Source organism: Microtetraspora malaysiensis (genome assembly GCF_001528665.1).
Classification (GTDB): Bacteria; Actinomycetota; Actinomycetes; order Streptosporangiales; family Streptosporangiaceae; genus Microtetraspora_A; species Microtetraspora_A malaysiensis.
This window is the reverse complement of record NZ_BBYJ01000021.1, coordinates 48,857-61,057: the sequence shown is the minus strand read 5'-3', so window position 1 is coordinate 61,057 and position 12,201 is coordinate 48,857. Positions and strand designations below refer to the sequence as shown.

At 70.0% G+C, this 12,201-nt stretch carries 11 protein-coding genes; 7 read left to right on the top strand and 4 right to left on the bottom strand.

From position 1 onward, the window contains the following. Positions 1–34: 34 nt before the first annotated feature. Positions 35–670, top strand: a complete 636-nt coding sequence (locus AWQ71_RS26545; protein ID WP_067137821.1) for a TetR family transcriptional regulator — start codon at positions 35–37, stop codon at positions 668–670. Positions 671–763: 93 nt separating this feature from the next. On the opposite strand, the gene AWQ71_RS26540 is transcribed toward AWQ71_RS26545, so the two are convergent. The 3 genes from AWQ71_RS26540 to AWQ71_RS26530 form a co-directional block, all read right to left on the bottom strand. Beyond that, a complete protein-coding gene (locus AWQ71_RS26540) occupies positions 764–1,657 on the bottom strand; it encodes a GlxA family transcriptional regulator (RefSeq protein ID WP_067137819.1) in 894 nt (297 codons plus the stop codon). Between the two features lie 11 nt (positions 1,658–1,668). Next, positions 1,669–2,253, bottom strand: a complete 585-nt coding sequence (locus AWQ71_RS26535; RefSeq protein ID WP_067137818.1) for a cysteine hydrolase family protein — start codon at positions 2,251–2,253, stop codon at positions 1,669–1,671. 432 nt (positions 2,254–2,685) lie between these two features. Continuing rightward, the gene (locus AWQ71_RS26530; protein ID WP_245658476.1) at positions 2,686–3,732 is read right to left on the bottom strand and encodes a magnesium and cobalt transport protein CorA; all 1,047 of its coding nucleotides are present in this window, start codon (positions 3,730–3,732) and stop codon (positions 2,686–2,688) included. Positions 3,733–4,207: 475 nt separating this feature from the next. Between AWQ71_RS26530 and AWQ71_RS26525 the strand changes: the two genes are divergently transcribed. The 6 genes from AWQ71_RS26525 to AWQ71_RS26500 all read left to right on the top strand — a co-directional run bounded on the left by AWQ71_RS26525 (position 4,208) and on the right by AWQ71_RS26500 (position 10,860). Beyond that, entirely contained in the window at positions 4,208–4,582 is a 375-nt protein-coding gene (locus AWQ71_RS26525) for an ASCH domain-containing protein (protein ID WP_245658486.1), read from the top strand. Between the two features lie 224 nt (positions 4,583–4,806). Next, positions 4,807–6,048 carry a phosphoribosylamine--glycine ligase gene (gene purD, locus AWQ71_RS26520; protein ID WP_067137812.1) on the top strand — a complete coding sequence of 414 codons (1,242 nt, stop codon included), beginning with the start codon at positions 4,807–4,809 and terminating at the stop codon, positions 6,046–6,048. A gap of 124 nt (positions 6,049–6,172) precedes the next feature. Beyond that, positions 6,173–7,021, top strand: coding sequence for a phosphoribosylaminoimidazolesuccinocarboxamide synthase (locus AWQ71_RS26515; RefSeq protein ID WP_067137810.1), 849 nt, complete (start codon positions 6,173–6,175; stop codon positions 7,019–7,021). Positions 7,022–7,114: 93 nt separating this feature from the next. Next, positions 7,115–8,392, top strand: coding sequence for a UDP-N-acetylglucosamine 1-carboxyvinyltransferase (gene murA, locus AWQ71_RS26510; RefSeq protein ID WP_067137809.1), 1,278 nt, complete (start codon positions 7,115–7,117; stop codon positions 8,390–8,392). A gap of 220 nt (positions 8,393–8,612) precedes the next feature. Next, positions 8,613–9,899: a transcriptional regulator gene (locus AWQ71_RS26505; RefSeq protein ID WP_084259315.1), complete on the top strand. Its 1,287-nt coding sequence runs from the start codon at positions 8,613–8,615 to the stop codon at positions 9,897–9,899. A gap of 31 nt (positions 9,900–9,930) precedes the next feature. Continuing rightward, positions 9,931–10,860, top strand: coding sequence for an EamA family transporter (locus tag AWQ71_RS26500; protein ID WP_067137807.1), 930 nt, complete (start codon positions 9,931–9,933; stop codon positions 10,858–10,860). Between the two features lie 119 nt (positions 10,861–10,979). Here the strand turns inward: AWQ71_RS26500 and hisC are convergent, their stop codons facing one another. Next, complete coding sequence (hisC, locus tag AWQ71_RS26495; protein WP_067137805.1) at positions 10,980–12,044, bottom strand: histidinol-phosphate transaminase; 1,065 nt, start codon at positions 12,042–12,044, stop codon at positions 10,980–10,982. Between the last annotated feature and the right edge of the window lie 157 nt (positions 12,045–12,201).

Sequence of the window (12,201 nt, the reverse complement as noted above, 5' to 3'; positions counted from 1 at the left end):
ATGGATGAAGATATATATGCGGTAAATTCAGAACATGTCGGACGCTCCTGGCCTGCGGGAACGCAAGAAGATCCGCACACGGAACGCGCTGATCGACGCGTCGTTGCGGCTGTTCGACGAGAAGGGATTCGACGAGACCACGATCGCGGAGATCGCCGCCGCCGTCGACGTCTCACCGAGAACGTTCTTCAGCTATTTCACGAGCAAGGAAGACGTGGTCTTCTACGACAATGAGACGCGGCTCGCCGAGGCGCTCGACGTGATCGCGAGCCGCCGCCCCGGCGAGACCGCGATCGACCTCCTGGCCCGCGCCGCGCGGCAGACCGTGGACCGCGACTTCCCCGGACCGGAGCGCTCGCCGGAGTCGGTCGCGCGACGTGAGCGCCTGATCGAGTCGGTCCCGGCGCTCCAGGCGCGGGCGCTCCGCCTGCTCTTCGACACGCAGCGGCGGGTGGTCCGCGCCCTGTACGAGGCCTGCCCCGGCGAACTGGCCCCCGTTGAGGCGGCCGCGGCGGTCGGCGCGCTCGCCGGCGCGGCCAGGCTCGCCATCATGACCAGCCGCCACAGCGGGGCCTCCTGGGAGGAGACCCGGGCCGCCGCCCAGAGGGCGATCGACATCACAATCAGCGGCCTCGCCTCCCTCGGCTCCCGTGAGGGCGACCCCCGATAGCCTGTGCCGTCCTGCTTGGCGGTAAGGCTCGGCCCCGGTCTCGATCACGTTGTGGCCGCACAGGCGCTGAGACGAACGGGCCCTCTGCCGGGCCTACATCCGGGCGCGTAGACGGCGCAGCATCCGCGGGTCGCCGAAGCCGGCCTCGCGGGCGGCTGTCTCAGTCGTCGCGCCTTGCCCGAGAAGGTGTTCGGCCCGTTCCAGCCGCAGCGCGGTCTGGTAGGCCAGAGGCGTAAGGCCGGTCGCCTGCCGGAAGAGCCGGGTGACCGTCCGTTCGCTGCATCCAACCGCGTCCGCCAGCATCGAGAGCGTGAGCCGCTGGGTGAAACGCGCGTCGATCAGGTCCTGAATGTGATGCACCGTCTCGTCGTTGTGACTGCGGTGCCGGAGCATCGCGCTGATCTGTGGCGAGGCTCCCTGCCGGCGGGCGTACACCACCATGGCGCGGGCCACCTGGCTGGCGGCGTACGGCCCGCGCCTGGTGCTCAGCAAGTGGAGCGCCACGTCGATGCCGCTGGCCACGCCCGCCGAGGTCACCACCCGCTCGTCCTCGACATAGAGCACGTCGCGCACGACCTCGGCCGTCGGATAGAGGCGGGCAAGCTCGTCCTGGGTCGCATGGTGGGTGGTGCAGCGGCGGCCATCGAGCAAGCCGGCCCGGCCGAGTGCGTCGGCGCCCGCGCAAATGCCCGCCACGGTGCCGCCGGCCGCGTGATGCGCGCGTAGCCGGTGCAAGGTGTCGGCGCTGGCCATGCGGGTCGGGCCGCGCCAGCCCGGCACGATGATGAGGTCGTCGGGCTCCAGGTGGGGCCAGTCACGCTCGGCGTGCAGGGGCAGCCCTTGCACGGTAGCGACGTGCGTGTCTTCGGACACGTACGACAGGGCGTGCTCGTAGCCGAGGTCGGCCGCCGTGGAGAAGACCTGGGCCGGCCCGGCCACGTCGAGCAGGTGCACTCGTGGAATGAGCAGGAAGACAACCCGGGGCACAGCCGCCGAGCCTATGCCCCGGCCAGTTCATCGACCGTGCGGATGGCGGCGAACCGGCCTGCGAGCGCGTACTCGGTGCGCGCGACGATATCGGCGACGCCCAGCGTCCGCGGGTCGCTCACCAGCTGCGAGAACGGCAGATCCTGCGGCGCGTCGCGGTGCGGGATGGGGGTGGTCGCGGTGGCGTCGGTGGCGAAGGCGACGTCGAAGCCGAGGTCGGAGGCGATCCGGGTGGTGGTTTCGCAGCACTGCTCGGTACGGATGCCGCACACGGTCAACCCTCGGATGCCGCGGCTGGTGAGGATCTGGTGCAGGTTCGTGGTGGTGAAGGCATTGTGCGCGGTCTTGGTGATGAGCGGCTCGCCCGTGTGCGGCTCGAGCCCGTCCATCAGGCGGACGTACCCCCGCGCCGGATCGAACACGGTGCCGGCCCCTGGCCGGGAGCCGAGCACCCACACCACCAGGTGGCCCTGGGCGCGGGCCGCGGTGACCAGGCGGTTGACCTGACCGACGATGTCCGGCTGCGACACGAACTCCCAGTCGGGCAGCTGCCGGAAGGACTCCTGAACGTCGATGACGACGAGTGCGTTGTTCACCCCTCAAGGGTGGAGCGGTGAGGGACGAGGGCTGAAGGTGTGAACAGGTCACCCTGCGGAACGATCCGGTCAGCGGCATGGCCTCGCCCTCAGGGGCGGCGGGCTCGTTTCCCTCGGCTCCCGTGAGGACGCCCCCGGACAGACGCTAGGAGCCCGTGTACAGACGATCGAGATCGACCAACTCGACGTCCACACGCGCGTCCGCGACCCGCCGCAGACGCCCGACATCCGCCCCCCAGGAGAACTTTGATAGTTACAACCATCATTCTCCCCCTGAAGGTCAGGTCACGCAGAGAACGCGGTCGGCCGCTCGGCGTCGGAATCGCTCTGGGCGACGGCCGGGGCGCGAACGTCCTGGCGCCTTGGGGTTGCCGAACCACGCTGACGTCACCGCGCCTTCAGGGCGCGGTGGTGGGCGTCGGGGGCGCGGTCTCAGAGCCAGCCGTTGCGGCGGAAGACGCGATGGAGCAGGGCGCAGACGCCCGCCATCAGACCGAGCGCCGCCGGATACCCCCAGTACGTGTCGACCTCCGGCATGTGAGTGAAGTTCATGCCGTACAAGCCGGCGATCATCGTGGGCACGGAGATGATGGCCACCCAGGCCGAGATCTTGCGCATGTCCTCGTTCGCCAGCGCGTTGGAGCGGGCGAGCGCGGCCTGCAGGATCGAGTCGGACAGCTCGTTGGACGACTGGACCTGCTCGCACACCCGGGACAGGTGGTCGCCGACGTCGCGGAAGTACTCCCGCATCTCGGAGGGGATCATCCGCCGCTGGGGAAGGGCGTTGAAGGGGGTCTGCAGCGGCCCGACGGCGCGCTTGAGCTCCAGCATCTCGCGCTTGAGCTGGTAGATCCGGTTGATGTCCCGCGAGCTGACCTCGGCGAAGACGGCCGCCTCGACGTTCTCCAGCTCGTCCTGCATCAGGTCGGCGACGTACAGGTACTTGTCCACGACGAAGTCGGCGATGGCGTGGAGGACGCCGGTCGGGCCGCGCCCGAGCAGCTTGGGGTCGTCCTCCAGCTTCTCGCGGACATCCGCCAGGGAGCACTGCTCGCCGTGTCGTACGGTGACGACGAAGTCGGGGCCGACGAAGGCCATGATCTCGCCGATGGCGATGATCTCGCTCGCGACGGTGGGCGTCTGGTGGTCGAGGAAGGCCACGGTCTTGAGCACGACGAAGAGGGAGTCGCCGTACCGCTCGACCTTGGGCCGCTGGTGTGCCTTGATGGCGTCTTCGACAGCGAGCGGGTGCAGGCCGAAGACCTCGGCGAGCCACTCGACCTCGGGGGCGGCGGGCTCGTAGAGGCCGACCCAAACGTAGGCGTCGGGGGCGCCGTTAGCGTCATTGTGCGCACGGACCATGTTGACGGCCTCGGGGATGCCCGCGGCCTCGACCTTCTTACCGGCGATGTAGGCGCCGTATTCAATCAGGGAACTGCTCGGCGGCACGCAGCGGTCGGTCACGGGGTTGTCAGGCACGGGAGGCTTGACCAGTCGCGGCGGAGTCACCCGGGCGTGCCGTGAAATCAGCGGAAAAATGGTTGAGGAGCGCATGGCGGACCCTTCCCGCCCGGACCGACACGCTCCACGCGCGACGCGATGTCACCCCTTTTTCAGGCGTGAGCTTGTCTCTCGGGCTCAGAGATCAGATGGTCGGGAATGCGCACGTCGCACGTGCGCCGGCACGTACTAACGGGATCACCAGAGGACACCCGAACCACCTCCAATCGCCACGAGACACAGCGAAGCTGGGCTAATCTATCACATCTGCCTGGCCTGCCTCTAGGATAACGAGCCCCTTCGCCGCGATCAGGTACTTCCCCACAAAAAGCCACCAAGTACCCCCGAGTCCCCCGATCCCATCGACCGCTCGGCGTTGGTGCAGCCCTGCTCGCAGCGTTGCCGCAGACAGTGCTCCAATAGGCTGCACGGAATGTGGCCACGGGTGAACAACATGCGAGCGCTTGAACTGGGCAGCCCGGGAGCCCTGCGCGACGAGCTCAACGGCCTGGTGTTGGCCGGCGCCAAGACCGCCACGGCCACTCTGCTGGTCGAATACGACGAGGAAGGCGAACAGCTCGAATTCCCCGGTGAACGGTTCGCCCTGCTCGGCAACCAAGGCGATGCTCTCGCCACAGTGGAGATCGCCACTGTGGCCACCGTGCCGTTCGGCGAGGTTACGTGGGAGTTCGCCCAAGCTGAGGGCGAGGGTTACACCGACATCGAGCACTGGCGGTGTGCCCACATCCGCTTCTGGCAGCAGGTCGAAGGCCGCCATATCACCGATGACACCGCTGTGGTCTGCGTTCACTTCACGCTCTGCCGGTGAGCGCCCGCGCGAGCACCATCCATCATCACGCGGCCTAACCATCACGCTCGAGGCGCGGCGGTGTCTGGACTGAGGAACGAGTGGGCTGAGGAACGAGGCCCCGAGAGACGAGGGAAGACATCGACTGAAGGCGCCCCGAGCCCGCGCGAGCGAAGCGAGCGCAATCAGACACAGACACAGCCCCGAGCCCGCGCGAGCGAAGCGAGCGCAAATAGACTCGCCGGGTGCGCGTTCTAGTCATTGGATCCGGTGGTCGTGAGCATGCCCTGTGCCGGGGCCTGCGGCTCGACCCCTCCGTATCGGAAGTCCACTGCGCCCCCGGCAACGCCGGGATCGCTCAGGTGGCGACACTGCACTCGGTGACGCCGACCGACGGCGCCGCGGTGTCGGAGCTCGCGGTCTCGCTGGGGGCCGATCTTGTGGTGATCGGCCCGGAGGCGCCGCTGGTCTCGGGGGTCGCCGACGCGGTGCGGGCCGCCGGGATCCCGTGCTTCGGCCCGTCGCGGGAGCCGGCCGCGATCGAGGGGTCCAAGTCCTTCGCCAAGGACGTCATGACGGCCGCCGGGGTGCCGACCGCCCGCGCGTTCACCTGCACGACGCCGGACGAGGCGGCGGCCGCGCTGGACGAGTTCGGCCCGCCGTACGTCGTGAAGGACGACGGTCTGGCCGCGGGCAAGGGCGTGGTGGTGACCGGTGACCGGGACCAGGCGCTCGCGCACGCCGCGGCGTGCGGGCGGGTCGTCATCGAGGAGTATCTCGACGGTCCCGAGGTGTCGCTGTTCGCGCTGTGCGACGGCGAGACGGCCGTACCGCTCCAGCCCGCGCAGGACTTCAAGCGCGCCGGGGACGGCGACACGGGTCCCAACACGGGCGGGATGGGGGCGTACACGCCGCTCCCGTGGGCTCCGGAGGGGCTGACCGAGCAGGTGATGTCCGAGGTCGTGCGGCCCACGGTGGCCGAGCTGGCCGCGCGCGGCACGCCGTACACGGGTGTGCTCTACGCGGGCCTGGCGCTCACGGCGAAGGGGCCGCGGGTCATCGAGTTCAACGCGCGGTTCGGCGACCCGGAGACGCAGGTCGTGCTGGACCGGCTGGAGACGCCGCTCGCGGGGCTGCTGCTGGCCTGTGCCAAGGGCGAGCTGGCCGGGCACGGCCCGCTCCGCTGGCGCGACGGCGCGGCGGTGACCGTGGTCGTCGCGGCGGAGAACTACCCGGCCGATCCGGTCAAGGGCGACGTGATCGAGGGCCTCGATGCGGAGGTGCCCGGAGCGTACGTGTTGCACGCGGGGACGGCGTTGGACGCCGAGGGGCGGATCGTCTCCAACGGCGGCCGGGTGCTGAGCGTGGTCGGAACCGGACGCGATCTCGCCGAGGCGCGCTCGCGCGCGTACGAGCTGGCCGGGCACATCCGGATGCGCGGCTCGCACCACCGCTCTGACATCGCGCTACGCGCCGTCGAGGCGTAGGACCGGGTTCCCCTTCGGCCGGACGCGCGTCGGCGTCCGGCCGGAGCGGGCCCGATCGGCCGTCGCAGGCGCGAGGGTTTGGGGCGGTCGGCAAAGAGGTCTGAACCACTGACAAAATGGCATAGTGAAGCACCTCCACTCCGGCAAGGTCCGCGATCTGTACGAGACCGACGACGGGCTGCTCCTGATGGTGGCCTCAGACCGGATCTCGGCGTTCGACCATGTTCTGACGCCCGACATCCCCGACAAGGGCGTGATCCTCACCCAGCTCTCGCTGTGGTGGTTCGAGCAACTCGCGGACGTGGTCCCCAACCACGTGGTCTCGACCGATGTGCCCGCCGAGTTCGCCGGTCGCGCCGTCCTGTGCCGCAAGCTGCGGATGGTCCCGGTGGAGTGCGTGGCGCGCGGTTACCTGACCGGGTCCGGACTGATCGACTACCGCCGTGAGGGCGTGGTCTCGGGTGTTTCACTCCCCGCCGGGCTGACCGACGGCTCCCGACTGCCCGAGGCGATCTTCACGCCGTCGACCAAGGCCCCGATCGGCCAGCACGACCAGCCGATGACGTACGACCAGGTCGTCGAGGAGGTCGGGGCGGACGTCGCGGAGCGGCTGCGGCAGATCACGCTCGACGTCTACGTGCGTGGTGCCGAGATCGCCCGTGAGCGCGGCATCATCCTGGCCGACACGAAGATCGAGCTCGGCTGGGACGCCGACGGCGGGCTCGTCCTCGGCGACGAGGTGCTCACCCCCGACTCCTCCCGCTTCTGGCCGCTGGAGGAGTGGCAGCCGGGCCGGCCTCAGCCGTCGTTCGACAAGCAGTTCGTCCGCGACTGGCTGACCTCCCCCGAGTCCGGCTGGGACCGGTCGTCGGACGAGCCGCCGCCGCCCCTTCCCGACGAGATCGTCGAGCGCACCCGGCAACGGTACGTGGAAGCGTACGAGCGGCTGACCGGCCGCGACTTCCGCGGGTAGTTCCCCTCAAAACGCCTGCCCCAGCGGCTACTCTGGTCACTCTCGGCCGCCGCGTCATGCGAGTTCCCCACCTTTGATTTAGGAGTCTCATCGATGGTCCGTTACCGCGTGCGCGGAGGCAACGTACTGCGCGGAACCGCCTTCATCCAGGGGGCGAAGAACGCCGTGCTCCCCATGATCGGCGCGGCGCTCCTCGCGGCGGAGGGCCAGACGGTACTGCGTAACGTGCCCGTGATCGAGGACGTTCGCCGCGCCGTCGAGCTGGCCCAGGCCGTCGGCGCCAAGGTGCAGTTCCACGAGGCCGAGCGGACGCTGGTCATCGACGCGTCCCAGCTCACCACCCCGGTGCTGCCGGCGGAGATCGCGCGCCGCTTCCGCGGCTCGGTGCTGTTCGTCCCGGCCCTGCTGCACCGGCTGGGCGAGGCGATCATCGAGGGCGTGGGCGGCTGCAACCTCGGCAGCCGGAACCTGGACTTCCACTACCTCGGCTACAAGCGCCTCGGCGCGGTGGTGGACGAGGGGGAGTCGGTCATCCACATCAAGGCGGCCGGCCTGGTCGGCGCCCCGCTGTACCTGGACACCCCCTCGCACACCGGCACCGAGAACCTGATCATGGCGGCCGCCCTGGCCGGGGGCACCACCGTGATCGAGAACGCGGCCCTCGAGCCCGAGGTGCTCGACGTCATCGTCATGCTGTCCCGGATGGGCGCGCGGATCCAGGGCGGCGGCACCGGCTTCATCACCGTCGAGGGTGTCTCCGAGCTGTCCGCGGTCGAGCACACCGTGATGCCCGACCGGCTGGACGCCGGTGTCTTCGCGATGGCCGCCGCGATCACCGGCGGCGAGGTCAACCTGGTCGGCGCCTCTCTTGAGCACCTCGGCGTGGTCCGCTGGAAGCTGGAGCAGATGGGCGTCGAGTTCGCCACCGACGGCGCGGTGCTGAACGTCCGCAGGGACCGTCCGCTGCGGCCGATCAACGTGATCACCGACACCTACCCGGGCTTCGCCACCGACCTGCAGTCGCCGTTGATGACGGTCGCGTGCCTGGCCGACGGCTCCAGCTACATCCACGAGCGGATCTTCGACGGGCGTTTCGCGCTCGCCGGCGAGCTGAACAAGATGGGCGCCAACATCGAGGTCGACGACAGCCGCGCCGTCGTGCACGGCCCGACGCCGCTGCGCGGCACCGAGGTCACCGCGCACGATCTCCGGTCGGGCATCGCGCTCGTGCTCGCCGGGCTCTGCGCCGAAGGCGAGACGACAATCGACTCCGGTTATCTCATCGACCGCGGTCACGCCCATCTCGCGCAGCGTATGCAGGCGCTCGGGGCAGATGTGGAACGCCAGATTTCCTCTTTGGCCACCGACTGATCCAGGGGTCAATTTTACCCACCTGAGCTGGCGAGACCTTCTGATTGGCCACATCCGGCCACTATGCAGAACGGAATTCCGGCGAATTTGGGCGTGACATTACGGCCGCCAGACGCGATCGTTTCAAAGAGAGCTTCAACGAATTTGGAAACGGTCACGGATGGGACAGACATTGGTCGAGCGCACGGAAGAGAATCCGCGCGGGTCACGAGTGGGCACGATGACGCCGGATCTCACTATCGGTGTGGTGGGGCCGCATGATCTTGTCGAGCGAGTGATGCTCATGGGTCATGCGGCCGCGCCTGTGCCGTGCCGCCTGGTGGCGGCGGCCTATCGGGACGAACAGGAGGCGGCCGACAAGGTGACCCGCCTCGGCCCGAACGTGGATGCCTGCCTGTTCTCCAGCCCCGCGCCATACGAGATCGCCCGGCGCGCCGGGGTGCTCACGATGCCCGCGACGTTCGTGCAACTGGGCGGCGCGGCCCTGTCCGCCGCGATCGCCCAGGCTGCCATGGACGAGCGGATCGACCCCCGGCGGGTGAGCGTGGACGTGCTCAGCCGCGCGGAGATCGACGAGGCGTACACCGATCTCGGCCTGCCCTCGGAGGAGGTGCACTGCCGCGACGAGCCTGGAGCCGTCGGCGTGATTGCCGCGTTCCACGAGCGCCTGATCCGGCAGGGGGCGTCCACGGGGGCGCTCACCTGCGTTCCGGGCGTCGCCGAGCGACTGGCCGCCGCCGGCCTGCCCGTCGTGGGGATCCGCCCGACATCGGCCGCGATCCGTACGGCGCTGCACACCGCGGCACTACTTGGAGCGCACCATCGGCTGGAGGAGTCGCAACTCACGGTCGTGCTGGTGGAGGTTCCCACGCTGCGTGAGCCGGTACGGCGGGCCGCGCCCCGCTACTGGCGGGACGAGTTACGGCTGTCGCTGCACCGCCTGCTCGTCCAGGAGGCCAACCGGATGAACTCCAGCGTGTGGCCGATCGACGACCACAGCTACCTGGTGGTGGCCTCGCGCGGCTCGATCGCGGCCGCGACGGACGGGTTCCGGGTGCTGCCGTTCGCGGCCAAGATCAGGGACGAGCTGGGCCTGGCCGTCGAGGTCGGGGTCGGCATGGGCCGGACGACGCACGACGCGGAGACGCACGCCCGGGGCGCGCTGGGGCGCAGCCAGGGGGCCAAGAACTCCCAGGGCTTCGCGGTCGACCGGGAGGGCCGCGCGCTGGTGCCGGCGCCCAGGATGCCTCCGAACGCGGCCGGGGCGGCCAAGCCGAAGGGCGTCGAGGTGCTCGCGCGCCTCGCGGCCAAGCTGGAGGGCGGCGACACCGTGGTGGACGCCGAGAGTGCGGGCAAGATGCTCGGCGTGACACCGCGCACCGCCCGGCGGTTGCTGCGCACGTTGGTCGACGAGGGACTCGCGTGGCCGCTTCCGCCGAACCGGACACCCGCCCCCGGACGGCCGCGCCAGCTCTACCGGCTCATCGTGGAGAAACTCAACCGCTGAGTCAGGATGCGCCCCGCTATTGTAAGGAGCCATGGGGAAGAACACTCATGGCATGCGGGTCTGGCTGGCGTTGGCGACGGTCTACATCGTGTGGGGATCGACGTACCTCGGCATCCGCATCGCCATCGAGACCCTGCCCAGCATGGTGAGCGGCGGCCTGCGCTTCATCACGGCCGCGCTGATCCTCGGCGTGGTGCTGCTGCTCCGCAAGGGGCGGGAGCCGTTCCGTGTCACCGGACGGGAACTGGGCGGGGCCGCCCTGGTCGGCCTGCTGCTGCTGACCGCCGGGAACGGCATGGTCGCGGTGGCCGAGCAGCACATCGGCAGCGGGCTGGCGGCCCTCCTGGTCGCGTCGGTCCCGCTCTGGCTGGTCATGCTGCGTACGGTGTTCCGCGACCGGCCGCAGGCGCTCACGCTCGCCGGAGTGTTCATCGGGTTCGTCGGCGTGGCGGGGATCTCGCTGGGCGGCGGCACCGGATCGGACTCCGTCGGCGTGGTCATCATCCTGGTGGCGTCGCTGTCGTGGTCGATCGGCTCCTTCCTGTCGGGGCGCATCCCCATGCCGCGTGACCCGTTCGTGGCGAGCACGGTGGAGATGGCCGTCGGCGGCGTCGGTCTGCTGATCATCGGAACCGGCCTGGGCGAGCGCCTGGACCTGGCCGCCGTCAGCGGCCGGTCCTGGGCGGCGCTCGCCTACCTGATCCTGGTGGGCTCGCTGATCGGCTTCACGTCGTACGTCTGGCTGCTCGGCAACGCGCCCATCTCGCTCGTGTCCACGTACGCGTACGTGAACCCGGTCGTGGCGGTGCTGCTCGGGGTGGCCGTGGTCGGGGAGAGCGTCACGGCGGCCATGCTCGGCGCCGGCGGCCTGATCGTGATCGGCGTCGCTTTGGTGGTGTCCACCGAGCGCCGTAGCCGGGCCGCCCAGGCCGTGCCCGAGGTGGAGGCGGCGCCGAGCTGATCGATGGACGGCGGCGGGGTGTGGGGCCCCGCCCGCCGGTCCCCCGGCGTCCCTCTGGCGCCTCTCAGCGAACCTCGGCGCCTCCTGGGCGCCTCTCAGGTGCCGCGTCAGGTGCCGCGTCAGGCGCCGAACGCCTCGGCGGCGGCGAGGAAGGCGTCGTTGGCCTCCCGGTCGCCGATGGAGATCCGGACGCCTTCGGCGCCGAAGGGCCGCACGGCCACGCCGGACCCGGCGCAGAGCTCGGCGAACGCGGAGCTCCGGTCGCCGAGGCGCATCCACACGAAGTTGGCCTCGGTGGGCGGGATCGTCCACCCCTGGGCGATCAGCGTCTCCCTGACCCGGGTACGTTCCTTCACCACGGTCTCGACCCGCTCCAGCAGCTCGCCCTCCGCCTTGAGGGACGCGACGGCGGCGACCTGCGCGATGCGGTTGATCGCGAACGGCACCATGGTCTTGCGCGCGGCGGCGACCACGGGCTCGTGCCCGATCAGGTAGCCCACCCGCAGCCCGGCCAGCCCGTACGCCTTGGAGAACGTGCGCAGGACGGCGACGTTGGGGCGGTCGCGGTAGAGCGCCAGGCCGTCGGGGACGTCCTCGTCGCGGACGTACTCGCAGTAGGCCTCATCGAGGATCACCAGCACGTCACTCGGGACGCGGTCGAGGAACTCCACCAGCTCGGCCGTGCGCTTGACCGTGCCGGTCGGGTTGTTCGGGTTGCAGACGAGGATCATGCGGGTGGCGTCGGTGATCGCCTCCGCCATCGCGTCGAGGTCGTGCGCCTCGTCCTTGAGCGGCACCTGGACCGAGGCCGCCCCGGACAGGTCGGCGAGCAGCGGATACGCCTCGAAGGACCGCCACGCGTAGATCACCTCGGCGCCCGGCTCTCCGACGGTCTCGAAGAGCTGCTGCGCCAGCGTCACCGAGCCCGCGCCGAGCGCGACGTGCTCGCACGGCACCGCGAACCGCTCGGCGAGCGCCTCCGTGAGCGCGACCGAGGCCGGGTCCGGGTAGCGGTGGATCTCCGCGGCCGCCTCGGCGATCGCCTCGCGCACGCTCGGCAGCGGCCCGAACGGGCTCTCGTTCGAGGACAGCTTGAACGACTTGCCGTCAGGCCCGACGACGACCTTGCCCGGCTTGTACGCGGGCATGGTGTCGAGTACGGCCCGGAAGCGCGGCGTCGTCATGCTCGTCCTCCTCAAATCTGTGCCTTTGTGCAGCATTAACCCTACTGAGAGCGGGGTACTGCACGGCACCGCGTCAGCGCGGCGAGGCCGTCCGTCGTCTCGATCACGTGGCCAACGCTAAGAACCCGGCGCCGATCCACCCCTGACGAAGCCCGCG

Bases quoted from the DNA above. Each gene is read 5' to 3' on its own strand.
- AWQ71_RS26545 (WP_067137821.1), top strand. From the start codon at position 35: ATGTCGGACGCTCCTGGCCTGCGGGAACGCAAGAAGATCCGCACACGG.
- AWQ71_RS26525 (WP_245658486.1), top strand. From the start codon at position 4,208: ATGCGAGCGCTTGAACTGGGCAGCCCGGGAGCCCTGCGCGACGAGCTC.
- murA (WP_067137809.1), top strand. From the start codon at position 7,115: ATGGTCCGTTACCGCGTGCGCGGAGGCAACGTACTGCGCGGAACCGCC.
- AWQ71_RS26505 (WP_084259315.1), top strand. From the start codon at position 8,613: ATGACGCCGGATCTCACTATCGGTGTGGTGGGGCCGCATGATCTTGTC.
- AWQ71_RS26500 (WP_067137807.1), top strand. From the start codon at position 9,931: ATGGGGAAGAACACTCATGGCATGCGGGTCTGGCTGGCGTTGGCGACG.
- hisC (WP_067137805.1), bottom strand. From the start codon at position 12,044: ATGACGACGCCGCGCTTCCGGGCCGTACTCGACACCATGCCCGCGTAC.